At 58.5% G+C, this 24,105-nt stretch carries 22 protein-coding genes; 10 read left to right on the forward strand and 12 right to left on the reverse strand.

Going from position 1 to position 24,105, the window contains the following annotated elements; all coding sequences use genetic code 11:
- The first annotated feature begins 3 nt into the window (after positions 1–3).
- The 4 genes from NH395_RS01875 to NH395_RS01890 all read left to right on the forward strand — a co-directional run bounded on the left by NH395_RS01875 (position 4) and on the right by NH395_RS01890 (position 2,463).
- On the forward strand, positions 4–273 hold the full coding sequence (locus NH395_RS01875) for a monovalent cation/H+ antiporter complex subunit F (RefSeq protein WP_027335551.1): 270 nt from the start codon (positions 4–6) through the stop codon (positions 271–273).
- Positions 266–670, forward strand: a complete 405-nt coding sequence (gene mnhG / locus NH395_RS01880) for a monovalent cation/H(+) antiporter subunit G (RefSeq protein ID WP_066320236.1) — start codon at positions 266–268, stop codon at positions 668–670. Before NH395_RS01875 ends, mnhG begins: the two co-directional genes overlap by 8 nt.
- A 140-nt stretch (positions 671–810) precedes the next feature.
- Positions 811–1,311, forward strand: a complete 501-nt coding sequence (locus NH395_RS01885) for a hypothetical protein (RefSeq protein ID WP_253022004.1) — start codon at positions 811–813, stop codon at positions 1,309–1,311.
- Between the two features lie 3 nt (positions 1,312–1,314).
- On the forward strand, positions 1,315–2,463 hold the full coding sequence (locus NH395_RS01890) for a GGDEF domain-containing protein (protein ID WP_253022006.1): 1,149 nt from the start codon (positions 1,315–1,317) through the stop codon (positions 2,461–2,463).
- Here the strand turns inward: NH395_RS01890 and NH395_RS01895 are convergent.
- From NH395_RS01895 to NH395_RS01920, 6 genes are all read right to left on the reverse strand, one after another.
- Positions 2,447–2,881 (reverse strand): group 1 truncated hemoglobin, encoded by a 435-nt coding sequence (locus NH395_RS01895; protein WP_253022007.1) that lies wholly within the window; start codon positions 2,879–2,881, stop codon positions 2,447–2,449. The two genes, NH395_RS01890 and NH395_RS01895, sit on opposite strands and share 17 nt — an antisense overlap.
- Before the next feature lie 20 nt (positions 2,882–2,901).
- Complete coding sequence (locus NH395_RS01900; protein ID WP_253022008.1) at positions 2,902–3,762, reverse strand: DUF3034 family protein; 861 nt, start codon at positions 3,760–3,762, stop codon at positions 2,902–2,904.
- 27 nt (positions 3,763–3,789) lie between these two features.
- On the reverse strand, positions 3,790–6,117 hold the full coding sequence (locus NH395_RS01905) for an EAL domain-containing protein (RefSeq protein WP_253022010.1): 2,328 nt from the start codon (positions 6,115–6,117) through the stop codon (positions 3,790–3,792).
- 36 nt (positions 6,118–6,153) lie between these two features.
- The gene (locus NH395_RS01910) at positions 6,154–6,825 is read right to left on the reverse strand and encodes a Cupredoxin (RefSeq protein WP_253022012.1); all 672 of its coding nucleotides are present in this window, start codon (positions 6,823–6,825) and stop codon (positions 6,154–6,156) included.
- 118 nt (positions 6,826–6,943) lie between these two features.
- Positions 6,944–7,477 carry a transglycosylase SLT domain-containing protein gene (locus tag NH395_RS01915; protein WP_253022014.1) on the reverse strand — a complete coding sequence of 178 codons (534 nt, stop codon included), beginning with the start codon at positions 7,475–7,477 and terminating at the stop codon, positions 6,944–6,946.
- A 52-nt stretch (positions 7,478–7,529) separates the two neighbouring features.
- Complete coding sequence (locus NH395_RS01920; protein WP_253022016.1) at positions 7,530–9,266, reverse strand: proline--tRNA ligase; 1,737 nt, start codon at positions 9,264–9,266, stop codon at positions 7,530–7,532.
- Positions 9,267–9,448: 182 nt separating this feature from the next.
- Between NH395_RS01920 and NH395_RS01925 the strand changes: the two genes are divergently transcribed.
- Complete coding sequence (locus NH395_RS01925; protein ID WP_066320249.1) at positions 9,449–9,883, forward strand: hypothetical protein; 435 nt, start codon at positions 9,449–9,451, stop codon at positions 9,881–9,883.
- A gap of 35 nt (positions 9,884–9,918) precedes the next feature.
- On the opposite strand, the gene NH395_RS01930 is transcribed toward NH395_RS01925, so the two are convergent.
- Positions 9,919–11,106, reverse strand: a complete 1,188-nt coding sequence (locus NH395_RS01930; RefSeq protein ID WP_253022018.1) for a benzoate/H(+) symporter BenE family transporter — start codon at positions 11,104–11,106, stop codon at positions 9,919–9,921.
- 130 nt (positions 11,107–11,236) lie between these two features.
- Entirely contained in the window at positions 11,237–12,652 is a 1,416-nt protein-coding gene (locus tag NH395_RS01935) for an amidase (protein ID WP_253022020.1), read from the reverse strand.
- Between the two features lie 168 nt (positions 12,653–12,820).
- Here NH395_RS01935 and NH395_RS01940 point away from each other — a divergent pair, with 168 nt between their 5' ends.
- The gene (locus NH395_RS01940; protein WP_253022022.1) at positions 12,821–13,405 is read left to right on the forward strand and encodes an XRE family transcriptional regulator; all 585 of its coding nucleotides are present in this window, start codon (positions 12,821–12,823) and stop codon (positions 13,403–13,405) included.
- Here NH395_RS01940 and NH395_RS01945 read toward each other — a convergent pair.
- Complete coding sequence (locus NH395_RS01945; protein ID WP_253022024.1) at positions 13,366–14,139, reverse strand: glycerophosphodiester phosphodiesterase family protein; 774 nt, start codon at positions 14,137–14,139, stop codon at positions 13,366–13,368. The two genes, NH395_RS01940 and NH395_RS01945, sit on opposite strands and share 40 nt — an antisense overlap.
- A 139-nt stretch (positions 14,140–14,278) precedes the next feature.
- On the opposite strand from NH395_RS01945, the gene NH395_RS01950 reads away from it, so the two are divergent.
- Positions 14,279–15,286: an NADPH:quinone reductase gene (locus NH395_RS01950; RefSeq protein WP_253022026.1), complete on the forward strand. Its 1,008-nt coding sequence runs from the start codon at positions 14,279–14,281 to the stop codon at positions 15,284–15,286.
- Between the two features lie 76 nt (positions 15,287–15,362).
- On the opposite strand, the gene NH395_RS01955 is transcribed toward NH395_RS01950, so the two are convergent.
- The 3 genes from NH395_RS01955 to NH395_RS01965 all read right to left on the reverse strand — a co-directional run bounded on the left by NH395_RS01955 (position 15,363) and on the right by NH395_RS01965 (position 20,042).
- On the reverse strand, positions 15,363–17,561 hold the full coding sequence (locus NH395_RS01955; protein WP_253022028.1) for a TRAP transporter large permease subunit: 2,199 nt from the start codon (positions 17,559–17,561) through the stop codon (positions 15,363–15,365).
- Positions 17,562–17,714: 153 nt separating this feature from the next.
- A complete protein-coding gene (gene dctP / locus NH395_RS01960; protein WP_253022422.1) occupies positions 17,715–18,914 on the reverse strand; it encodes a TRAP transporter substrate-binding protein DctP in 1,200 nt (399 codons plus the stop codon).
- A 219-nt stretch (positions 18,915–19,133) separates the two neighbouring features.
- Positions 19,134–20,042, reverse strand: coding sequence for a MurR/RpiR family transcriptional regulator (locus NH395_RS01965; RefSeq protein ID WP_253022030.1), 909 nt, complete (start codon positions 20,040–20,042; stop codon positions 19,134–19,136).
- A 209-nt stretch (positions 20,043–20,251) separates the two neighbouring features.
- Between NH395_RS01965 and NH395_RS01970 the strand changes: the two genes are divergently transcribed.
- The 3 genes from NH395_RS01970 to NH395_RS01980 are packed head-to-tail and all read left to right on the forward strand — an operon-like array spanning position 20,252 to position 24,089.
- Positions 20,252–21,058 (forward strand): enoyl-CoA hydratase-related protein, encoded by an 807-nt coding sequence (locus NH395_RS01970; RefSeq protein ID WP_253022032.1) that lies wholly within the window; start codon positions 20,252–20,254, stop codon positions 21,056–21,058.
- Positions 21,059–21,111: 53 nt separating this feature from the next.
- The gene (locus NH395_RS01975) at positions 21,112–23,289 is read left to right on the forward strand and encodes an acetate--CoA ligase (protein ID WP_253022034.1); all 2,178 of its coding nucleotides are present in this window, start codon (positions 21,112–21,114) and stop codon (positions 23,287–23,289) included.
- A complete protein-coding gene (locus tag NH395_RS01980) occupies positions 23,286–24,089 on the forward strand; it encodes an enoyl-CoA hydratase-related protein (protein WP_253022036.1) in 804 nt (267 codons plus the stop codon). The genes NH395_RS01975 and NH395_RS01980 overlap by 4 nt, the downstream gene beginning before the upstream one ends.
- The last annotated feature ends 16 nt before the right edge of the window (positions 24,090–24,105 follow it).

Below are 24,105 nucleotides of genomic sequence, written 5' to 3' on the forward strand. Positions count from 1 at the left end.
GCCGTGTCGACCGTCATTCTGCTGAGCCTGGCGCTCATGTGTCTGGCCTTGTGCCTGGCCTTTGTGCGCCTGTTCAAGGGCCCAAGCCTGCCCGACAGGGTGGTGGCCCTGGAGCTCTTTTCGTCGATTCTGGTCGGCACGATCGGCCTAGTGGCAATCGCCACGGACGTGCCCAGCCTGCTGGATGTCGCTATCGTCATGGCGCTGATGGCATTCATGGCGGCCATTGGCTTCGCGCGCTTCCTGGAACGCGGAGGGCCCCGCGATGATTGAACTACTCAAGAGCGGGCTGATCCTGGTTGGCGCCATTTTCATGTTTCTGGCTGCCCTTGGCCTGGTGCGCATGCCCGACCTGCTGACCCGCATGCATGCCACCACCAAGGCAGCGACCCTGGGCGCTACCCTGATCATGCTGGCGGTGGCCCTGCACTTCGCCGAGGTGGCGGTGGTCGCGCGGGCCTTCGGGGTGATCTTCTTCATCATGATGACCGCCCCGGTGGCGGCGCACGTCATTGGGCGGGCAGGTTACTTTGTGGGCGCGCGCTTATGGAATGGTACGGTCAAGGACGAGCTAAGACCCAATTATGACCCCTTGACCCATGAACTGAAAAGCGGCCTCGAAACCCAGGAGAACGCCAAGCGACACCCCCGCGACTCAGACCCTGATTGACCGGCTGCCTTAGAAAGACGCTCAGCCTAGAAAGACGCCCAGTTGATTGTGGTCAACGCGAGTTCATCGCCATTGAAAGGTAAAGTAAATTTGGAAATGGTACAGTCGGTCCCATTGCCAGCTATTGAGAAGTTTCCGCTATGGATGCTGCCATTTTCAAGCGTTGTCTGAGCCGCTCCCCCGTAGCCCAGTGGGCGCTGGGGGCGGGCATTGCTGCTCTCCTGATGCCTATCGCCAGTGTGGCGCAAACGCTGCGACTGATTGATGGTGATATGGTCAAGGAGGTCGACGTCGCGCAGCTTCGTGAGTCTTCAGATAGCCATTTTCGGCTTTTTGACCCTTATCAGGGGGAAAGCGTGTCAATGCAGGGCATGCCGTTTGCAGACTTCCTTGCCCGCCACTTTGGCCGTGTGCCTGACAAATTGCGCTTTACTGCCTGGGACGGTTACGAGGTCACGCTAGGCGGTTGGGATGACCCCAACTGGTATCTGGTGACGATTGAAAATGGCAAGCCGCTGAGCTTGCGCTCAAGGGGCCCAGTACGCTTGGTAGAGCGGGAATACGGTGACCGGGACGTTAACAGCTTACGCGAGTTCAATGACTGGATCTGGATGATTCGCAGTATCGAAGCGCGTGGGTAAATCATGAAGCCAACCCTTGACCCACCCCGTGACGTTGATGGCAGCGACTCGGCCAACCGCAAGCGGCCGGGTCGCTACATCAAATGGCTATCGCTCAGCCTGATGAGCTTCATGGCGCTGATGGTGTTGATCATCTATGAAGCCCGCTGGGTGTTTCCCGAGATTCAGACTTACTTTAGCCAGTCGGGTAACCTGACGGGCCAACAATTGGCTACGCGCTCCCGACACTATTTACAGGATGCCCAGGCCCGTCTGTTGGACATCCCCGGGCCCGAAGAACGGGCAGCGGCGATAACCGACATCGAGTTGGCCTACGGGCTGTTCGACGTGGATGTTTACCATCAGCAATATGACTGCACGTCGCCCAGCTTGGGCGTGTTGGATGAGACGGTGACGGCGCTTGAAAGCAATAACGTATTACCGGTAATACTCGCTCGCGAGTTGCTCGACCCGATTGCCTGCCTGACGCGTATCGAAATGGGGCAGTTGGATCTCCGCGGGGAAGCCATTAACACCTTTTCGGAAAGAACCCGCTGGCACAACCAGGTGCTTATCTATACCAGCCTGCTGATCTTCGCCTTTGGCCTGCTGTTCTGGTGGCTGCATGACCGGCAATTAAGGCGTACAGAAAAAGCGACTCAGGAAACATTGCGGTGGATGGAACGCGCCATGCGTGACCCTTTAACGGGCATTGGCAATCGCAGCGCACTTCATCAGGATGTCATGCAGCAGGAACATCAGTCGCTTGGCCTGGTGTTGGTGGATATCGACTTTTTCAAACAGTATAACGATACCATGGGGCATCCGGCGGGGGACGCTCTGTTACGCCATCTTGTGCTGTTAATTGCCGATGCCTTGCCGGAAGAGGCGACCCTCTATCGCCTGGGCGGCGATGAATTCGCGGCGCTATTGCCTTGCGAGGATGTTGTTGCGCTGGGTCGTTACTGCCAACAGCTTCACCTGCAAGTGCAACAGTCAGCGTTTTCCCACGCCGCCCATCCGGACAAAAAACAGGTGACGCTGAGTATCGGGGCGACCTGTTTCATTCCGTCTCAAGTGGGATTTCAACGGGCCTATGAAGCCGCTGATAACGCCCTTTATCAGGTGAAAACAGCGGGAAGGGATGACTGGCACATCACTGCAGTCGCATGACGTCATCGTACAGCGGCGCCAGCCGCCCCAATAACTCATTTTGGGCCGCCAGTGGAACGCCTTCCTCCGCCATTGCGTCGGCCAGGTACTCAACCACACGATTGAAATGCGCATCGTTGATGCCCATGTGCTGGTGCGCGCGATCCATGGGCGGCCCCTCGTATTGGCAGGGGCCGTCGCTTATATCGCATAGTTGGGTAGCAAAGGCTTCTGCAAAATGGTCGATGTTGGTGTTGGCAAAAAAGACCACGACCTCGGGGTCATCTGCCACGCGATACAGCATGTTTTCGACGACGCGATCGATGGTCTGCATGCCGCCGAGCTGTGTGTAAAGCGAGGGTTGGGTCGTATCCTGGGCCGCACATGCTGTCAGCCAGAGTGCCATCAGCAGCGGGGTGGCGCAGCGGTGAAAACGCATGATGGAATCTCCTTGGCGGGTCAAAAGGCCGCCTGAAGCGACGCATAGGCGCCATTCTGAGAAGGTAGCCCGGCAATATCGCCCAACGATAACCAGGCAGCGGTCAGTGATACGTGCTTGTTGAAGAAGTAAGCGCTATACAGGCTTTGCCAGTCGTCTTCACGGGCTGCACTAAGCCGATCAGGCTTTTGTCGATATTCCATTCCCACGACCCATTGAGGTGTCAAAAAGAGTCCCAGGCTGCCTTCGGCAACCCATTCGCGGCCGCCGTTATCGCCGCCAAACCCCAGTAATCCACCTTGATTGGCGTTGGTATTGCGCAGCGTGGCATTCAGCAACAGGTTGCGCCCAGCCACGGCGTTGAACACCAGTTTGCTGGCACTCAAATAAACGTCGTTGCCCTGGCCGTGCTCAGCACCCAACGCTTTGGGGATGCTGTCATCGGCCAGGTTCTTATGTTGAATGCCCGCGCTCCAGATCCCCCAGGGGTGGTACAGCACATCGCCGAATAAGCGTACCTTGGCACCAACAATGGATTGCTCCAGCTCGCCGCCTAAGGTTTCGAGATCCAGGGTTTGGCGTGCCGCAGAGAGCTCGACGCGATCGTAGATGTTGGCGCTGGCGGCCTCTACCGTTAAGCGATAATCATCCAGCCAGGCCCGCGAGACGGTTGCCGTTGCACCAAACTCCTGCTCACTGGCGGTACTGGTAAGCAAGGCCCAGGGCGAGAGTCCACCGCCAGCGGCTCCCTCAATAGCGCCCACCCCACCGGTACCTGTAAGACGACTGCCAGCAAGGGACGCACTGCTTATTGAAAGCCCGAGGGCGATAATAAGCAGCCGCATGCCGTTTGCTGTTGCCTTGGGGATGAAAGTGGACATGGACAGGCTCTCTCGGTAAGTACGCGGTTAATGTGTGAAGGTGAAGGTTTCGGCGCTTTTCAGCCAGGGAATGACCTCGTCACTGGGCATGGGTTTGGCGATCCAGTAGCCTTGTAGATAGTCGCAGCCCAAGTCATTCAGCAGGGCAGCGCTAGCCGCATTTTCAACCCCTTCGGCCACAATGCTAAGCCCCAGGCTGTGCCCCATCTCGATCGTCGAACGCACAATCGTCAGGTCGTCTTCCTGGGAGTCGAGCTTGAGCACAAAGGATTTGTCGATCTTGAGCTCGTTGACCGGCAATCGCTTGATCTGGGCCAGGGAGGAGTACCCGGTGCCATAGTCGTCTATGGCGATGGACACGCCGAGACGGCTCAGTTCGTCCAACGTTCTGGCGGCGGCATTGATATCTTGCATGACGGCACTTTCGGTGACCTCCAGGCTCAATTGATCCGCTGCTAAACCGTAGCGGGCCAGCAACTCGGCTAGCTGGCCCGGAAGCTGGGCGTCGGTGACATCGCTGGCGGATAAGTTGACAGCCACGCTGATTCGAACGCCTTGCTGCTGCCACTGGTGGAGCTGTGAGGCGATGTGCTCAAGCATCCATTGGCTAAGCTTGCGAATATTGCCCGAGCGTTCGGCCAGGCCAATGAACTCATCCGGGGGGACAAAACCAAGCGAAGGGTGGCGCCAACGCATCAGCGCTTCAAACTGGCATACCTCTCCATCACGCGTTGCCACTTTGGGTTGATAGGCCATCCAAAGCTGGTTGTTGCTCACCGCGTCGCGAAGATCATGAATCAGCGTCAACTGTCGCAGGTGACGTTCGTCCTGGCCTTCGGCGTAACGCTGGTGGGCATCCGGGTGATGACGTGCCATGTCGAGCGCAATATCAGCGCGCCGGAGCAGCAACTGGGCCTTTGCACCGTGTTCTGGATAACTCACTTCACCCGCTGCCAGTGAAAGACCGATCGACGAATTATCCAGGTCAATGGGCGTTGACAGTGATGCGAGCTCACTGATGCGCCACTTTGGCGTGGTGTAAGGCTGATTAATCAGCAGCAAGAATTCATCGCTGGCCAGGCGATAGGCGGATTGAATAGGAGAGGTCAGCGCTTTCATACGGTTGGCGAGGGTTACCAGTACATGGTCGCCCAGTTCGTAGCCGAAGGTATCGTTGATGTTGCGAAAGTCTTTAATGGCCAGGCGTAGTAGGGTGAAGGGGTGACCATCTTCAATGCGGGCATTGATGTCTTCCAGCGCACTAATGCGATTTGGCAAATCGGTGAGCAGGTCATGGCGTGACTGGTGCCGCAGGATCGCTTCGCGCTCGGCAATATCGTCTTGCATTGAGCGCAGCGTTCCGGCGAGCAGCCCAGTTTCGCTTTGGGATGATTCTGCCGGGACGTCGGTGACCCGTTCGCCTTGACCGATTCGTCTGGCCACGTCGGCCAGCGCGACAAGTGGGCGGCTGATACTCCGGGCACTCCAGGCCGCGATGGCGATCGTGAACAGCAGTATAAGCGCCACGATAACCAATAGCTGCCACTGTAGGTCGTCGTAGGCCGCTAATAATTCGTTACGTGATAGCTGAATGAGCGCGAACGTTTGGTTCTTTGAGTCCTTATAGAGTTCGCTGGCGTAGGTAAGATAGCCATCGTCAGGCGTCATCTGACTGGAGTCTGAGTACGCCCCTGCCTCAGCTGCATCACTGAACTGACTTAACGGCTCGGCTGTTTTTGGGGAGTGCGAACTGGCTAGATACGTTGGTGTCTGGCCAGAGGTGTAATTAACCACGCTGATATCCAGGCCGGTGAGGGCATTGATTTCCTCGACAACGGCGTCGTCAATCAAAAAGCCCATGCCCACCCAGCCAATCACGTTGGGTGCTTGGACCGGCATCATGACAAGCTCATAGGGTTCTCCATCAGCGATCACGACACTGACCGCGGAACCCTGTTGGCGAGCGGTTTCGAACAGCTCGGGGAAGGGCATGGGCGTTTGCGAGGGATGGTGGCTGCTGGCCAGCAGCTGGCCGTCCAGGTCGCTCAATAGCACGATGTCTGCATCTGCCCGAGTACCGTGATTAACCAATACGGACTGAAGGGTTTCACGATCCTGGGACGCGACCGCGCTTTTAAAGCCAAAATCATCGGCCAGGATCGCCACGTTATCGCGTAGCTGATCGCCGCGCCTTTCGAGCAGCTGGTCGAGAACCCGGGCACCTACTTCCAGGCGCTGGTTGCCCTTGGCCAGGGCGTCTTGCTGGGTGGCGCGCAGAAACGCGAGGCCGGTGGCCAGTTGTGAGACCACCACCACGGTTAACAGCACGAGCATTAAACGGGTACGAAAGCGCATATTGTGGTTATCGGGCCCTCAAGTTGTCGCTGGGCACTAGGTGGCCTCCTTGAAACGTTGCTGCAACGGCGACAGCTTTTCGGGAGGCTTCGGTGTGGCGCGTAGTTCCAGGGGGACCGACAACTGCTCGTCTGAGGCAATTTCGCCTTCCCACCAGCGCTGCTGGCTATCGTGGAGTCGCTGGTGCCAAACCCTCACACGGTGTTGGCCGGATGGCAACGATGGCAGACTGACCTGGCCCCTGTCATCGGTCATGGCATAGAAGGGTGCATCGCTGACCACGATGAAGGCCTGCATGTGATCATGAATATTACAGCCCAGGACCACCACGCCAGGCGTATCAAAAAGGACGGGGGGGGGCGTCTCGTTCAGATAAAGATTCAGATCAAAGGTTTTGGCGTCTGAAAAAGAGAACACATGGTGACGCGTTGTATCTTTGTTGGGAAACGCGACCTGGCTGTCGACAGGTATTGCCAAGACTTCCGGATGGAATGCCGCATTCCGCTGGTAAATTTGCTTTTCGCTGGTATCGCGCGACGCCGAGTGTGGAAAATAGACTTCCACCACGGCGTTGGGCAGTGGTTCACCTTGGCTGTCAGATACGCTGATACGGGTATCACTGGCAAGCGTATCAGGGCTGATACTGAGAAGAGCAAGCGAGGCGGCGCCGCATAAAAGCGCCCGATACGCATGTTTGAGAGATACCATAAATTTCCTTGGTTAGCAGGGCCGGATCTTGAGCCACTATCATGCGAGTTTATGTCAGGAAAGTCATGCCACTTACTTAACGATAGGCTCACAGATCTACCTTGAGCAGGCATCAGGCTTATCGCCAGTGGTCACGCCAGGCACGCAGCACCCGTTCCGGGTACCAGGTTTTGCCTAAGCTGCCGTTGTAACGGGCCAACGCCCGGGTAAAGTCGCCCTGCTCGACGGCGAGATAGTGGGCCAGGATCGTACAGCCATAACGCAGGTTGCGCGTTGGGTTCGTCAAGTCATCCATCGGCAGCCCCAACTCTTCGATCCAAAAGGGCATGATCTGCATGAGGCCGACGGCGCCCGCGGATGATACGGCCTGTGTATCGAAACCACTTTCCACCTGAATCAATGCCAGAACAAGCTCGGGCGGTAGCCTGGCAAGGCTTGCCTCCTGGTAGATACGGGTAAGCAGCTTGCGGCGCTCGGTTGGTGCGCTGATAAAGTCAGCCAGATGGCCGTCCATACGCTGTCGCCACTGGCGCATCAGCCATTGCTGTTGGGGTGTCTGATGACGCTGGTGGGTATCCGCCAAGGTCGGGCGAAGGGATTCAGGCAATGGCTCGGCCTGGACGGGCGGGCCGATGAGGACACTGGCGGCCATACAGGCCGCCAGTGTCAGCCGCGACGATCGTCGGACGCGGCAGGTTAAGTGTCTATTGACCGTTGGGCGCAAGACCGGCTTTTTCTCGCAGGAAGTCGATAATCTGCTCGGCAGGCACCATGGTGGCATCGCTGTCACGGCGGCCTTTGTATTCGAGTTCGCCGTTGTCCAGGCTGCGGTCGCCAATGACCAGGCGATGGGGAATGCCCATGAGTTCCAGGTCGGCAAATTTAACCCCGGGGCGCGTGTCGCGGTCATCCAGCAATACATCCAGGCCAGCGGCACTGAGCGCTTGGTAAAGGCGCTCAGACTCTTCGCGCACCCGCTGGGACTTGTGAGCGTTCATGGGGACAAGCGCCACCTGGAAAGGGGCAATGGCATTGGGCCAAATGATGCCAGCGTCGTCATGATTCTGCTCGATAGCAGCCGCCACCACCCGGGTAATGCCAATGCCATAGCAACCCATCCAGGGGTGGCTGGTTTTACCATTATCGCCGAGCACGTTGGCATCCATGGCTTGCGAGTATTTCTGGCCCAGTTGGAAGACATGGCCCACTTCGATACCGCGCTTGATAGACAGCGTGCCCCGTCCGTCGGGTGAAGGGTCACCTTCAACCACATTGCGCAGGTCGGCAATCTCGGGCAAGGGCGTGTCGCGCTCCCAGTTGATACCGAAATAGTGTTTGTGGTCGGTATTGGCACCGGCACCAAAATCGCTCATCAGTGCCACACTGCGGTCGATGATGATGGGCAACTCGAGGCCTACCGGGCCAAGCGAGCCGGGACCTGCGCCAACCACGGCGCGAATTTCTTCCTCGCTGGCCATGGTCAATGGCGTTGCTACCTTGGGGTGGTTCTCCGCCTTGACTTCGTTCAGCTCGTGGTCACCGCGCACCAGCAGGGCGATGAGCTGGCCATCGGCACCCTTCACGATCAGCGTCTTGATGGTTTTCTCGATGGGCAGACCAAACTGCTCGACCAGCGCTGCGATGGTTTTAGCGTCGGGCGTGTCGACCAGACGCATTTCTTCCTTGGGGGCTTCGCGCGAGGCATTGCTATTCAGCGGGGCAGGTATTGCCTCGGCTTTTTCCATGTTGGCGGCGTAGTCCGAGCCATCGGAGAACACAATATCGTCCTCGCCCGAGTCTGCCAGGACGTGAAACTCATGCGACCCCGTACCACCGATCGAACCGTTGTCGGCAATCACCGGGCGGAAGTCGAGACCCAAACGGGTGAAGATGCGCGAGTAGGCATCGTACATACCCTGGTAAGTTTCCTTGAGCGATGCCTCGTCCAGATGGAAGGAGTAGGCATCTTTCATGATGAACTCCCGCGAGCGCATGACCCCGAAACGCGGGCGAATCTCGTCGCGGAACTTTGTCTGGATCTGGTAGAAATTGATCGGCAGCTGCTTATAGCTGGCGATTTCTTTGCGCACCAGGTCTGTGATGACTTCCTCGTGGGTGGGGCCAACGCAGTAGTCGCGGGCATGGCGGTCTTTAAAGCGTAAAAGCTCAGGACCGTACTCTTCCCAGCGACCGGATTCCTGCCAGAGCTCGGCTGGCTGAACCGCGGGCATCAACACTTCCTGGGCACCGGCGTTGTTCATTTCCTCGCGCACGATGGTTTCCACTTTACGCAGCGTGCGCAGGCCCAGCGGTAGCCAGGTATAAAGGCCCGAGGTGAGGCGGCGGATCATGCCCGCGCGCAGCATGAGCTGGTGGCTGATCACCTCGGCGTCCGCCGGGGTTTCTTTCAGGGTGGCGATGAGTAGTTGGCTGGCGCGCATGGGCGAGAGCATTCCTTGTTGATGGGGTGGACCCGTTATCGTTCGTTGCGACATTGTACGGCCAAGCGGTTAAAGCGGCAAAATTGTGCTGAGATTACCCCGCGCTGACTTATCCGTTCGGTGTGCTAAAATCAGCGGGTTTTAACCCTATACACAATTGATTATTAACGGGGAGACCCTGCATGCAACGCACAGTTAACCAGTGGTTGAAGGGGGCCGTCATTGGCGCGGCGGTTGTCGCCATCAGCGGTTGCGGAACGCTTTTTCACCCGGAAAGAAAAGGTCAGTTGGGTGGCGATATTGACCCTGCCGTGGCAGTGGCCAATGGCGTTGGGCTGCTCTTCTTTATTGTCCCCGGCGTGATTGCCTACGCCGTGGATTTCTCCAATGGCACGATTTACCTGCCCAGCCGGACAAGCAGCGATATCGAGATGCAGTCGCTGGGTGACGACATGGACATAGCCTCGCTGGAAAAGGTGTTGTCTGAACAGGCTGGGCAGCCGGTGACGCTGAAGAATGAATTGGTCAAGGTCGAACAGGTGGATAGCCTCGAAGAGGCACTGGCCATGGTGCGTATGTCGGGCGTCATGGATGACGATCGCCTCTCAGCGATGTAGTCACGCCTGTCCGCAAAGACCTGGCGCCAGACGCATCAGCGTCGCCTGGCGATGAGATGGCGGGTGACCATTCCGGCGATCAGCCCCCAGAAGGCGCCGCCGATGCCCAGCAGGGTAATGCCCGACCCGGCGAACAGAAACGTCACCAGCGCGGCGTCGCGTTCGTCGGGCTTCGAGAACGCATCGGCCAGCCCGCTGCTCAACGTTCCCAGCAGGGCAATGCCCGCCACGACCGCCACCATGGCCCCGGGTAGCCCGGCAAACAGCGCCGTGACGGTGGCTGCAAAGACCCCCAGCAGCAGATACAACAGCCCGGCGACGATGCCGGCCGGGTAGCGGCGCCTGGGATCTGGGTGGGCATCCGGGCCGGTACACACGGCGGCGCTGATGGCGGCCATGTTGAGTGCGTAACCGCCGAAGGGCGCCAGGGCCAGGGTAGTGCCGCCGGTCGCTACCAACAGCGGCGAGCTGTTTGGCGTATAGCCGGCGGCGTTCAGCACGGCCATGCCCGGAACGTTCTGGGTGGCCATGGTGATGATAAACAGCGGAATTGCCACGCTGATCAGCGTCGCCAGAGAAAACTCAGGCGTCATGAGTACTGGCAGGGTAGGCGACAGTGGCAGGCCCTCAATCGCCAGCTGCCCCTGTAGCATGGCCCAGATAATGCCGGTCAACACCACGCCCGGTACGGCAAGCGTCGGCCAGAAGCGCCGTCCGATGCCCCACGCGGCCAGCAGCGCCAGGGGCATGAGCCAGTGCTGCTCGAGCCGGGTAAAAATCTCCAGGCCGAAATTGAGCAGGATGCCCGCCAGCATGGCCGAGGCCAGGCTGCTCGGGATATGCCGCATCAGCCGTTCGAACACACCGGTGAGGCCACACAGTGTGATCAACCCCGCCGATACGATGAAGGCGCCAATCGCCTCCCCCAGCGGCACGCCTGGCAGGTTGGTCGCCAGAAACGCTGCCCCGGGCGTCGACCAGGCGGTCACCAGCGGCATGCGGTAACGCCACGATAGCCCCAGCGACGTCAGCCCGACGCCAATGCCCAGCGCCCACAGCCAGGAACTGGTCTGGGCGCTGGAGGCGCCGGCGGCTGAGGCCGCCTGAAAGATGATTGCCGCTGAACTTGTGTAGCCAATAAGTACCGCGACAATACCCGCCGTCACGTTGGAGAGCGAGATATCGCGCTTGAGACATGGGGTATTGGAGGAAGGCGTCGGCATGGCAGTGACTCGTTCGCGGCTGGCGTCTGGGAAAACGCTCAGCCGCGTCAATGAGGCCGAGCGTTATAACGTGCAAATCAGCCTATCATCGTGCGCTATAACGCACAATGGCGGTGAGTACTGCGCCAGTTCATGCGAACTGTGAGGGATTGGGCACGGTGGGAAAGCGCGGCGGGTGGGCTTCCATGAAGGCATGGCAGGCGCGCAGCACCCGCACGTCGTCGAACTTACCGCCCGCCAGTTGGAAACCCACCGGCAGCCCGTTGTCGGTAAACCCGCAGGGCACCGAGGCAGCGGGCTGCTGGCTGAGGTTGAACGGGTAGGAAAAAGGCGCCCACTCTTCCCAGTCGCGCATCCCGCTGCCCGGCGGCACCTCCTGATTGACTTCGAACGGCAGGACGGCCACGGCCGGGGTCATGATGAGGTGATAGTGCTGGTTGAAGTGCTCGAGTTCCCGGGTCAGCAGGGCACGATCCGATAGCGCACGGAAGAGGTCGAGGGCGTTCCACGCCTCGGCCTCGCGGGCGTTGGCCACCATGCCGGGGTCCAGCTGCTCGCGCTGGGATGGAGTCATCTGCCGCCATTGATCCAGGGAGGCGGTAAACCAGATCTTGCGAAAGGTATCCAGCGGCGAGGAGAACCCGGGGTCCACCTCGACGATCTCCGCCCCCAGCGCTTCCATTTTCTGAGCGGCTTCTTTTACACGGCTGGCAACTTGCGGGTCAACGTCGGCGTAGCCCAGATCGGCCGAATAGCCAATGCGTAATCCCGTAAGGCCCTTGTCGAGGTCGGCACCCCAGCAGTCAGGCTGCCCTCGGGTGGCGTAGGGGTCGCGGTAGTCGTAGCGGCCCATCACATCGAGCATGCTCACCGCATCGCGCACCGAACGCGTCAACGGCCCGAGATGCGAAAGGGTCGGTTCCTTGGCAGGCGGCCACTGGGGTGTCCAGCCGAAGGTGGGCTTGAAGCCGAATACGCCGGTAAAGGCAGCGGGAATACGAATAGACCCGCCCGAGTCACCGCCCTGGTGCAGCACGCCCATGTTGAGAGCGGCGGCCGCGGCGGCACCGCCCGACGACCCACCGGGGGTGAGGCGCGTGTCCCAGGGGTTATTAGTGGCGCCAAACACGCGGTTATCGGTGACGGCTTTCCAGCCAAATTCGGGCGTATTGGTTTTGCCGAGAAAAATCGCCCCGGCCTCACGCAGCATGCGCGCCGGGGGCGCATCGCTATCGCAGAGCCCGTCGCCGCTGGTCAACGAACCCGCGCGACAGGGCATACCGGCCACCTCGGTCAAATCCTTCATCGATACCGGAATGCCATCAATGGGGCTAAGTGGTTTGCCCTGGCCCCAGCGCCGGGCCGAGGCTTTTGCGGCCTGCTCTGCGCCTTCGGTATCCACGTGAACATAGGCGTTAACGGCCTCGTTGAATTGGTCAATGCGTGCCAAGGCTGCACGCGTCGCCTCAAGTGGAGACGCCTGGCGCGTTTCGAAGAGCTGCCTGAGGGTTTGCGCATCCATGGCACCGAGGTCTGTATCACTCATGTCACTGTCCTTGTTGGTCATGGCTCAAAAGGGCTAAATAGAGCCTAGTGGACGGGGCGGTCAGCGTCTAACCGGCCTCCACGTATTACTTAACATCAACGTCAGTGGCTGGTACATGTCCTGTGATAAGTGGTGGGCAAAAAACGCCACGTACCCAAGGAGCGTTTCATGACTGCTGAGCCTCACACTCTGGCGGCGCATATCGCCGCGACCGTGAAGCAACTGCGCCGTGAGCGTGGCTGGAGCCTGACCCGCACGGCGGAGGCCACCGGCGTCAGTAAAGCCATGCTGGGCCAGATCGAACGCGGTGAGTCGAGCCCCACCATTGCCACGCTGTGGCGGATGGCCAGCGGCTTTCGCGTGTCGTTTTCCAGCCTGTTTAATGCGAGGGCAGAGGTGGAGGCCAGGCCGCCGCACCTGCCCACCTGGCAGGATAGCGCCGGTATGCAGGCGCAGGTGCTGTTTGCCTACGACCCGCTACTCGGGTTTGAAATGCTGGCGATCGAGCTGGCGCCGAATTGCGCAAGCGAATCGGCACCCCACGCGCCCGGCGTGGTGGAACATATCGTGGTGATCGAGGGCACCATGGCGTTGCGCATCGACGACGCCTGGCAAACGGTGACGGCGGGCCAGGGCGTTCGCTTCGCCGCTGACCGGCCGCATGTCATGCGCAATGACGGCGATATACCGCTACGCTTTCACGATGTCATCCATTATCTGCCGTGTGCGGCGCTGGCCGAGGCCGATAAATAACGCTGGAAGGCCTCGGGTTCATCGGTGATCGCGCTGGCAGCTCCCCAGGCCCAGAGCGGATGGAAGGCTTGGGGATCATTGGGGGTGTAGCAGAGCAGCGCATAACCCGCCTGCACAACGGCTTCGGCCTGGGCGGGCTTCAAGCGGCCCCAGTGGGCATGAAGGCTGAAGGCGTCAATGTCGGCGCACAATGTCCGCCAGTCCTTTGGCAGGCGGTTGACCAGTACGCCGAGCGCCAGCGTGTTGGCGGGCGCAAAGGTACGGCTGTGGCGCAGCGCCGTTTGATCAAAGGACGACAGCACAAACCGCTCGGCGGGCAGGGCGTCGAGCACGCTCGGTAGCACGCGGTCGACCAGCGCGACAGGGTCGTGGCCGCGATTGACCTTGAGTTCCAGGTTGACGCTCATCTCCAGCGCGTCGAGCAGCGCCAGCATGTCCTCCAGGCTGGCCATTTTTTCACCGGCGAACGCCTTACCAAACCAGCGGCCCGCGTCGAGGGTCTGCGTCTGAGGCCAGGTCATGCGGCGTAGCCTACCGCGACCGTCTGAACATCGGGCGACGTCGGCATCGTGCCAGATCACGGGGGTTCCATCACCGAGTAATTGGACGTCGAGCTCGACCCAGCGTACACCCGCGCGGTGGGCGGCGCGCACCGCAGCAAGGGTGTTTTCCGGGGCCGCGGCGGAGTAGCCGCGGTGAGCGATTAATGTGGGCAGTGAAATAGCAGGGTGCATTTGCAATGTTCCGTTAGCCTTCGGCGATCAACAGCGGCGAGTCTAGCATGAGGGTTGTGACAACCGCGTTGCGCTGCCGGGCAGATGGCGTTAGCTTGCTAGCTGAGCCTTACCTCATCCTATAAAAAAGGAGCTTTCTGTGTCTCAACAACATGAGTCTCAACAACAGGCGTCTCAACGGATTCAATTTGCTCATACCGGCGGTTCCGAGGTGCTTGAACTGGTCGAAGTGACACCGGCGGCACCCGCCGCTGGCGAAGTCCGCGTGGCCAACAAGGCGGTCGGCCTTAACTTTATCGATATCTACTTCCGTACCGGGCTTTACCTGGCGCCTTCCATGCCCTCTGGTTTGGGTACGGAGGGTGCCGGTATTGTCGATGCAGTGGGTGACGGTGTTACCCACCTGAAAGAAGGCGACCGGGTCGCTTACGCGCAGGGGCCGCTGGGTGCCTACGCCGAACAACATACGTTGCCCGCGTCGAAAGTGGTCAAGCTGCCGGACTTTATCGATTTTGAAACGGCGGCGGCCAGCATGCTAAAGGGTTTGACCGTGCAGTATTTGTTTCGCCAAACCTACGAACTCAAGGGCGGGGAAACGATTTTATTCCATGCTGCTGCCGGTGGCGTTGGTTCCATCGCCTGCCAGTGGGCCAAGGCACTGGGCGTCAAGCTGATCGGGACCGTCAGTTCACAAGAGAAGGCCGACCTGGCCATGGCCAACGGTGCCTGGGCAACCATCAACTACACCCAGGAAGACGTGGTCGAGCGCGTGCGCGAACTCACCAATGGCGAGATGTGCGACGTGGTTTATGACTCGGTGGGTAAAGACACCTGGGAAACGTCGCTGGACTGTCTCAAGCCACGCTCGCTAATGGTCAGTTTTGGTAACGCCTCCGGCCCTGTTGACGGTGTTAATATCGGGATTCTCAACCAGAAAGGCGCTTTGTTTGTTACCCGCCCCAGTCTGAACGGTTATGCCGACACGCGTGAGCGTCTCGAAATGATGTGCGACGATTTCTTTGCCATGCTGAAAAGCGGCAAGATCAAGGTTGATGTGGCAAATCGCTACCCGCTTAAAGAGGTGGGTAAAGCACAGGACGCGCTGCAGAGCCGCAAGACCACAGGTTCCACGGTGCTATTGCCCTGATGTTTCTTGCGCCACAACCAAAACCGCCCTCGCTGAGCGAGGGCGGTCGTGCGTGATGGCGAGCCGTCAAGCGTGGCTAGCCGTAGGCCAGGTTGGGGAGCCAGGTGACCAGTGCCGGGAAGAGAATGACCAGCAGTAGCCCCAGCGCCTGAATGCCCAGGAAGGGGAAGGATGAGCGGAATATCTGCGCCATGGTGATATGCGGCGGGCAGACCCCTTTGATATAGAAAAGCGCATAGCCGAAGGGCGGGCTGAGGAACGACATCTGCATGTTGACCAGATAGATCACCCCGAACCACAGCGAGACATCAGCCGCGTCGACGCCGGGCAGGCCAAACACGCCGTCGAAGGTCATACCCTTGATCAACGGCACGAAGATCGGCACCGCCAGCAACAGGATGCCGACCCAGTCGAGGAACATCCCCAGCGCCACCAGCAGTACCATCATCAGCATCAGCACCGCATAGGGGCCAAGTCCCGCCCCGGAGATCAACTCCTGTACGAAGGTCTGACCGCCCTGCAGGATGTAGAAACCGACGAAGATACTGGCACCGAAGATAATCCACATCACCATCGCCGAGGCTACCAGCGTGGTCATGCAGGCGGCGTGCAGGTTGGGCCAGGTCAGTCGCTTGTGCATGGCGGCGACCACTAGCGCACCGAAGGTGCCGATACCCGCTGCCTCCACGGGGGTTGCGATGCCGGTAAAGATGATGCCGAGTACCAGTATCACCAGCACGATGGGCGCCAGCATGTTGCGCAACAGGCGGAGCTTCTCTTTTGTGTCAACACGGTCTTCAACCGGCATTGGCGGGGCCATCTTGACGTTCAGCGTTCCGCGCATCCAGCAGTAGAAGCCATACATGAAGGCGAGCAGCAAGCCCGGAATCAGCGAGCCGAGGTAAAGCTCACCCACTGACTGCTGGGCGATAACGCCGTAGATGATCGCCAGGATCGAGGGCGGGATAAGGATGCCCAGGGTGCCGCCAGCCATGATTGACCCGATGGCAATTTCCGGATCGTAGTTGCGCTTGAGCATCGCTGGGAGGGCAATCAGACCCATTGTTACCACTGCCGCCCCAATCACACCGACCATCGCTGCGAGAAGCGTTGAGGCAATAATCGTGGCAATGGCCAAACCTGCCTTGAGGCCTCCCATCCACTTGTAGACGACGTCGAACAGCTCTTCGATGATCCCGGCTTTCTCAAGGACTGACGCCATGAAGATGAACAGCGGAATGGCTGAAAGTTGATAGTTGGTCATCATCGGGAAAATGCGCGAGGGCATCAGGTTGAGCATCGCCTGATCGCCAACCGTATACAGGAATACCACCCCTAGGCCACCTGTGACGAAGGCCAACGGCAGGCCTGCGACCAGCACCACCATCAGCGAACCGAACATGACCAATGTCAGGGCCCCGATGCCGAACGAACTAAGGCTACCTGAAATGCTACCTGCCAGACTTTCGTAGTCGGTGACGGCGATATTGACCATCTCGAACAACAGCCAAGCCGCCAGAATGGCGGCGATAACCACCATCATGCGTGCGAAGGTTCGGCTACCCTCATGTAAACGCCAGTGGTGTCGATACGCCTGAATATCCCGAATCAGTTGGCCGAACCCCTGTAGCAACAATAGCAGTGCGCCAAAGAAGAGCATGAATTTCACCGGATAGAACTGGATGGCCCATTCGGTGAAAGAGGTCTCATTGGAATAGCTGGACCCAAAGAAGTACGCGTCGCTCACCGACTGGGAGAAGAACGTCCAGCCCGTCGTTAGTAAAGCGAGGGTGAAGATGAAGAAGAATATCGAGGTGACAATATCCAGTGCCGCTCGGTTGAGGGGCCTTGCCCGACTGTACAGGATATCGACGCGAACATGTCCACCTTCGCGAAGCGCATAAGCACCGGCAATCAGGTACTGCATGCCGAACATCAATGTCATCGACTCGTGGGCCCAGTTAGTCGGCGAGTTGAAGGCATAGCGTACGAGGACTTCGTAGGCGAAGATGAAAGGAGCAATCAGCGCCCAATAGGCCACATAACGGCCGGAAAAGCCGGAAAGACGGTCGACAATGGTCGTAAATACGTTGCCTGGCGGTTGATAGGCGACATTGGTGGCCTCACCTGCAGGTATCTCGGTGGTGTCGCCGCCGCTGACCGTGGCACCTCGACGGAAGCTACGGTCGACGAAAAACATGACCACCAGTGGCAAAAGCAACAGCACTGACCAGTATAGCCAGTGCGGAAGAACGAATTCGATATCAAGATTCATGGACACTCCTCCGTGACACCATCACCTCCTGGCGATGGAACCGGATCATCAAGCCGACGGGATGCGGAAAAAAGGGTTGCTCCAGTCAAATCGGATGTTGCGATTTCATCGCAACATCCGATGTTGTCGAGCAAATAAGCCAGGCGTTGAGCATCAGGCGTTAAGTTCGTAGCCCTGAATGTCTTCGTCAGTGACCAGTCCCACTGCAGGATCCATCATGGTGTTGAGGTGCGCTCTAAACAGCCGAGCCGCGTCTGGATCCTTGTTGGCCCACTTGAACCACAGCGGGATGGCGGCATCGCGAAAACGGCTGGCATCGTTTTCGGTAAGGTGGATGATTTCCACGCCTTTTTCGCGATATTTGGGCCATGCTTCAGCATTGGCTTTCTGGATTGCCGCATAATGCTCGCGGGAATAGGCAGCCACCAGATCATGCATCAGATCCTGAGTTTGTGGCGACATGCGCTCAAAGACTCGACGGTTGACAGAAATATCCATTAAGTCAACAGCTTGATGCAGGCAGGGCGTTGAGGGCGGCCCCATGATGATGTAGTCAGCTACCTGCCAGAAGCCTAACTCGTAGTTGACCGCGGCGCCGGTGTAATCGGCCGCATCAATAGTGCCTTTCTCAAGTGCCGGATACACCTCGGAGCCCGGGAGCAGAGTCGTCTGTGCACCAATAGAGGCGAAGGTTTCAGCCACGATGCCGCCTGGCATGCGGATCTTAACGCCTTTGAAGTCATCGAAGCTGCGTAACGGAATCTTGGAGTGGATCAGGTTAAGGTCATGGTGAACATAGCCCAGCAGTTCCTGGCCCTGCTTTCGATAAAGGTCCTTGGCAATGCCAAAACCGCCATAGGCTCCGAACATCATATCCCACTGGTGAGGGACAGAGAGCCCCATCGGATAGGCGGTCAGGAATACGCCGGCTGGCATTTTGCCGGGCCAATAAACGGTGAACCAGTTCTGGCCGTCAAGCACGCCGTTACGAACCGCATCGGCAACCTCAAAGGCACCTGCCACGGCGCCAGCAGGGAAGGGCTCAATGCGCACCTCGCCTCCCGTTGCTTCGGCGACGCCTGCAGCCCACTCCTCAAAGATTCTGTAGCCCGTCGTGCCAGGCTGCCAGGAAGACTGCATGCGGATGCGAATGCCTTCTTGGGCCTGAACATTGCCGATCCAGGGCGCGGCGACGGCAGCGGCGGAACCGACTGCTGCGGTTTTAAGGAAATTACGTCGCGTTGAAGATCCCTTGGTGATAGAGGAAGGTAGTTCTGTTGATGTGGAGATTAATGATTCTGACTTCGTGTTTTGCTCTTTGTTATGCATTTTGTAAGCTCCAGCAGTGATCATTGCCACTGTTTGTTTTTGTATTCCCGTACTGAAAATTGCACCACTTTCGAGTTCCCTGTGGCACAGGCAAGGCAATGCCTAATGTGAAAGCATCACTTTACGTAAACAGAATTTAGCGAGTACTGAGCTAAGCGCCAATTAATATTTTCAACGCTTGTCATAGTACAGCGAATGTCGAATGTCGAAATACCTGCTTGGCCTACATCAATAGTCTTATCTTTAGGCGGTCTCAACATACGCCCCCATATGGCGCATACGCTGTTCGAATCTGGACACGTTGTCGACCAGAGAGTCAGGGCCGAAGGCGACACACTCCGCCAGAATGGCTTCGATGAGTGTAATGGCCGACAGGATTGAAGGGAAAAAGTGTGGGGTCGCGTTGGCAAGATTGAATGTGATCTGTGCGCCGGGTGCCAGCGGTGAACGCATGGTATCCGTTACGACAATGGCCTTGACGCCGTTAGCCCGGGTAACTTCCAGTGCTTTTACCGTTTCAGCGCAGTAGGGCTCAAAGCCAAAAACAACGACCACATCGTTTTCATCGAAGCGGTCAAGTTCGGTTAAAAGCCCGCCTTCAAGACCTCTAATCAGGTTGATATTGGGCATGGCAATGCGCCCTACATAGGCAAAGTGGTAGGCGCAGGCAAAGGTGTCGCGAAATCCCACCACGGCGATATTGCGCGCGGCCAATAACTGCTGAGCGGCATCGCGTACCCGGGCCTGATTATCGGCGGTGAACAGGCGGCCAATGTTGTCGAAGGCGGCATCGCCGACATCCACAAAGAGGGGATCATCGGGCTGACTAGCCTGGTGGCGAAGTCGGGAGGCGCGCCCTGATAGTTCCACTGGCGGTGTCTGTACCGCCGACTGGAACACCTCGCGAAACGTTTCGTAGCTTTTGAAATCCAGTCGCTTGGCCAGACGCACCAGGGTCGAAGGCGTGACATGTGCCGCTTCCGCGGTTTTGCGGATGGATTGAAACGCGATGTTCAGGGGATGTTCCATCACATAGCCTGCCGCCTGTTTCAACTGCGGGCTAAGGGTCGGATAAGCCGCCGCAAGTCGTTGGTTGATGGAATCCAGCGGCGAGGCAGACGAGGGCGGCGTTTCACTATTCTCAGAGGTCATTCAAGGCTCCAGCGCATTCAGATGGGCAGTGTAAACCATGTCACCGTATTGGTACACTTGTACTTTTTTATTCTTTATATGAAACATTCGTGTTGACTGAGGCGCAGTATGGCCCTAGGATCATATTCGATACATATGTTTCTTTTCCTGAATAATATAGAAACATATGTATCTATATTGTCATCTTTCTTTCAGGTAGCCCGACCCTAATGACGACGCCCCAAGCTTTGCCTTCCTACTCCCATCTTATTGTCACCCAGCAGGACCATGTGCTGACGGTTTGCCTCAACCGGCCCGACCGGCTCAATGCCGTCGTGGAGGCGCTTTATCAAGAGCTGCTCGACGTGCTGGCCATTGCCCAGCGCGAGCGTGACATTCGTGCCGTGGTGATCACCGGGGAGGGGCGCGCCTTCTGCGTCGGGGCTGATATGAAAGCCCACGAAGGCGCGGCGCGGACGCTTTTCCAGCGGCGCCAATATCTGCAGTTGGGGAATGACGTGGGCGAGGCGATTGCGCAACTGAGCAAGCCGGTGATTGCCGCAGTGAATGGCTATGCCTTGGGGGCAGGCGCCGAAATGGCCGTGGCCTGTGATTTTGTGCTCATGGCCGATGATGCCCAGATCGGTTTTCCCGAAACCAGCATTGGCACCAGCGTAGGCGGCGGCGTTTCCAAGTGGCTACCCCAGCTGGTCGGCCTGACCCAGGCTCGCCGACTTCTGTATATCGGCGAAAGAATCAATGGAACCGAGGCAGTACGGCTGGGTCTGGCGCTGGCCAGCTATCCAGCGGACCAGTTGATGCCCGAGGCCGCATCACTGGCGTCGCAGTTGGCGGGCAAGGCGCCTGTGTCATTGGCCATGTTGAAGCCGCTGGTCAATCGCGCCGCGCAAACCGACATGCCAAGCCAGCTTCAGCAAGAGCTGGATGCGGTCTTTACCTGTTCGACCACCGAAGACTGGCAGGAAGGCGTTAATGCCTTTGCCGAAAAACGTGCGCCCCAGTTCAAGGGCCGTTAAGCGTCCACTCCAACACGCATTGTCGACTTGTCTTACTTTCTACAGGTAACTCCATGCAATCCATCGAAGGTCATCTTCCTTCTCAAAGCCCGCTGCATGCCATCCTGGCGCCGTCGAGCATTGCCGTCGTTGGCGCATCGTCTGATCCCACCAAGCGAGGCTATAAGGCCATGGTCGGGCTGATCAAGGGCGGCTATGGCGGTGAGGTTTTCCCGGTCAATCCCAAGGCGACCTCGATTTTGGGGGTCAAAGCCTTTGCCTCGATCAGTGCTATCCCGGGCACCCCGACACTGGCACTGCTTTGCACGCCTGCCGACACGGTCCCCGATCTGATTGCCGAATGTGGCCGTCGGGGCATCAAGGGGGCGGTGGTGTTGGCAAGCGGCTTTAGCGAAAGCGGTGTGAAGGGGGCAGCGTTGGAAGCCCGAATGATGGCCAATGCCCGCGCCCATGGTGTGCGGATCATCGGGCCCAATACCTCGGGGCTGTTTAATCTCCATCATAATGTCAATCTGCTGGCGCTCGAGAACCTCAAGCCCGGCGACATTGGAATTGTCTCGCAATCGGGAAACATGCTGCTTTCCCTGGCGTTGGAGGCCCAGCATAACGGGCAAGTGGGGTTCAGCACCTATATCGGCCCGGGTAACCAGAGCGATATCGGCTTTAACGACTACCTGCGCTATCTTGGCGAGGATGTGCATACCCGAGTGGCTACCCTCTATGTGGAAGGCTTTCGGGACGGTCGCCAGTTTCTAGATGTGGCGCGTGAGGTCACTGCCATGAAGCCTGTGGTGGTGTATAAATCCGGTTCCACCGAGCAGGGCCAAAAGGCCGCCAGTTCTCACACCGGGGCTCTTGCAGGCAGCTACCGGATGACCGTGGACCTGTTGCGCCAGGCCGGGGTGAGCGTGGTGCAATATTCAGATGAAATTCTCCCGGTGGCGGAAGGACTGGGCCGCTTGCAAAAGTCAGAAGGTAAACGCGTGGCGGTGATTGCCGACGGTGGTGGTCAGGCAACGATCGCCGCCGATCGGCTGGCGGAGGCTGGCTTGACGCTGGCAACGCTTAGCCGCGAAACCCAGTTGAAGCTCGAGGCGCTTTTGCTACCCCAGGCCTCGACGCTGAACCCCGTCGATGTAGCGGGTTCTTCGGATGCGAACCCTTCACTTCTGGCAGAATGCATGGCCGTGGTGGCCGCTGACGCGAATGTCGATAGCGTGTTTTTAGTGGGGATGTTTGGCGGCTATAGCCTGCGCTTTGCCGAGTCCTTGCTGGGGGATGAGATGCGCGGAGCTGAATCCATGATTGAGCTCGCCCATGCGAGCGCTAAACCGCTGGTCATCTACAGCCTATACGCGCCCATTAAACCCCCGGCGCTGCGCCGACTGCACGAGGCCGGGCTGCCCGTTTACGCCTCCATCGAGCATGCGGTAAGAGTGCTGGCGGCGCTGGGTGAGCGCGGCGAATACCTGGCAAAATGCGCCGTTCAACCCGCTAGTCTGCCGATGCAGGCATCCCCTAAAGGCCAGGCAATGTTAAACAACGCCAAAGAACAAAAGCGGGACTTGCTCGAGTTCGAAGCCAGGGGGCTTTTGGCCGAGCATGGTATTCATGTGCCCGACCAACGGTGGGTGCAGGGCAGTGATGAGCTGGAGGAAGTTGCCCGTCACTTTGGTGAACAGCCGTTGGCCATGAAAGTGGTTTCCAGAGACATCCTGCACAAATCCGATGCGGGTGGGGTCAAGCTCGATCTGGTAGGCGACGCCGCTTTACGCGATGCCTACCAAACCATCATGGCTAACGCCCAGGCTTACGACCCCAACGCCCGACTCGAGGGTGTGCTGGTCACGCCGATGGTTGAGAAAGGGGTGGAGGTGATCATTGGTATGCTGCGGGATCCGGTCTTTGGCCCGGTACTGATGTTTGGCCTGGGCGGCGTTTTCGTCGAAGTTTGGGAGGACGTGGCGTTTCGTTCTCTGCCCATCACCCAAGCCGACGCCGAATCCATGGTGAACCAGATCAAGGCGCAGAAAGTGCTGGAAGGGGTCCGCGGTGCACAGGCGGTCAATAAGCAGGCACTGGTAGTGTTGTTGATGCGCATTTCAAAGCTGGTGGACGCCTATCCGAGTATTCGTGAGCTGGATTTAAACCCGGTGATGGTCTATCCAGATAGCCATCCCCACGGGTATGCCATTGTGGATGCTCGAATCATCGTGGAGCGCGAAGAATGAGTCTATCGATGCCGACACTGGCGGATGCGACACTAACCCTTGAAGAGCGGGTAGCCACGCTCACCATGAATCGACACGACGTGCGCAATGCGCTCACCGGCACCGCACTGGTCGATGACATTGTTGCCACGGCTAACTGGGTGAATCACACAGACGAGGTGTCGGTACTGGTGATCACCGGCGCTGGCTCGGCGTTTTCCGCCGGTGGTAACGTCAAGGATATGGCCCGCCGCGACGGCGATTTCGCCGGAGACGCGGCGGAAGTTGCCGAGCGTTATCGTCGGGGCATCCAGCGTATGCCGCTGGCGCTCGAAGCGGTGGAAGTACCTATCTTTGCAGCGATCAACGGGCCTGCGATCGGTGCCGGGTTTGACCTGGCCAATATGGCGGATTTACGCATCGCTTCGCGCCAGGCCAAGTTTGGTGAAACCTTTCTCAACCTGGGCATTATTCCCGGCGATGGCGGGGCATGGTTCATGCAGCGTCAGATAGGTTACCAGCGTGCCTTTGAACTGACCTTGTCCGGACGGGTTATCGATGCCCAGGAAGCCCTGGCGTATGGCATCGTGTTGGAGGTTGTCGAGCCCGATGCGCTGATGACGGCAGCGATGGCGCATGCCAAGCGCATTGCTGCCCAGCCACCCAAGGCCACGCGCTTGACCAAGCGGCTGATGAAAATGGCGCCTGACATGGAGCTAAAGGCGTTTCTGGACGTCTGCGCCGTTTTTCAGGGTATGTCCCATAACGAACCCGAGCACCTTGAAGCCGTTCAGCAAATGTTGGACCGCATGAAAAAATAGCGTCATTGCTCTGTCG

Source organism: Halomonas sp. Mc5H-6 (assembly GCF_024124705.1).
GTDB classification, from domain to species: Bacteria; Pseudomonadota; Gammaproteobacteria; order Pseudomonadales; family Halomonadaceae; genus Vreelandella; species Vreelandella subterranea.

Coding starts and splice junctions, on each gene's coding strand:
- NH395_RS01885 (WP_253022004.1), top strand. CDS start 811: ATGGATGCTGCCATTTTCAAGCGTTGTCTGAGCCGCTCCCCCGTAGCC.
- NH395_RS01905 (WP_253022010.1), bottom strand. CDS start 6,117: ATGCGCTTTCGTACCCGTTTAATGCTCGTGCTGTTAACCGTGGTGGTG.
- NH395_RS01975 (WP_253022034.1), top strand. CDS start 21,112: ATGCAATCCATCGAAGGTCATCTTCCTTCTCAAAGCCCGCTGCATGCC.
- NH395_RS01900 (WP_253022008.1), bottom strand. CDS start 3,762: ATGTCCACTTTCATCCCCAAGGCAACAGCAAACGGCATGCGGCTGCTT.
- NH395_RS01945 (WP_253022024.1), bottom strand. CDS start 14,139: ATGCACCCTGCTATTTCACTGCCCACATTAATCGCTCACCGCGGCTAC.
- NH395_RS01940 (WP_253022022.1), top strand. CDS start 12,821: ATGACTGCTGAGCCTCACACTCTGGCGGCGCATATCGCCGCGACCGTG.
- NH395_RS01970 (WP_253022032.1), top strand. CDS start 20,252: ATGACGACGCCCCAAGCTTTGCCTTCCTACTCCCATCTTATTGTCACC.
- dctP (WP_253022422.1), bottom strand. CDS start 18,914: ATGATCACTGCTGGAGCTTACAAAATGCATAACAAAGAGCAAAACACG.
- mnhG (WP_066320236.1), top strand. CDS start 266: ATGATTGAACTACTCAAGAGCGGGCTGATCCTGGTTGGCGCCATTTTC.
- NH395_RS01890 (WP_253022006.1), top strand. CDS start 1,315: ATGAAGCCAACCCTTGACCCACCCCGTGACGTTGATGGCAGCGACTCG.
- NH395_RS01930 (WP_253022018.1), bottom strand. CDS start 11,106: ATGCCGACGCCTTCCTCCAATACCCCATGTCTCAAGCGCGATATCTCG.
- NH395_RS01925 (WP_066320249.1), top strand. CDS start 9,449: ATGCAACGCACAGTTAACCAGTGGTTGAAGGGGGCCGTCATTGGCGCG.
- NH395_RS01920 (WP_253022016.1), bottom strand. CDS start 9,266: ATGCGCGCCAGCCAACTACTCATCGCCACCCTGAAAGAAACCCCGGCG.
- NH395_RS01955 (WP_253022028.1), bottom strand. CDS start 17,561: ATGAATCTTGATATCGAATTCGTTCTTCCGCACTGGCTATACTGGTCA.
- NH395_RS01980 (WP_253022036.1), top strand. CDS start 23,286: ATGAGTCTATCGATGCCGACACTGGCGGATGCGACACTAACCCTTGAA.
- NH395_RS01965 (WP_253022030.1), bottom strand. CDS start 20,042: ATGACCTCTGAGAATAGTGAAACGCCGCCCTCGTCTGCCTCGCCGCTG.
- NH395_RS01910 (WP_253022012.1), bottom strand. CDS start 6,825: ATGGTATCTCTCAAACATGCGTATCGGGCGCTTTTATGCGGCGCCGCC.
- NH395_RS01935 (WP_253022020.1), bottom strand. CDS start 12,652: ATGAGTGATACAGACCTCGGTGCCATGGATGCGCAAACCCTCAGGCAG.
- NH395_RS01895 (WP_253022007.1), bottom strand. CDS start 2,881: ATGCGTTTTCACCGCTGCGCCACCCCGCTGCTGATGGCACTCTGGCTG.
- NH395_RS01915 (WP_253022014.1), bottom strand. CDS start 7,477: ATGGCCGCCAGTGTCCTCATCGGCCCGCCCGTCCAGGCCGAGCCATTG.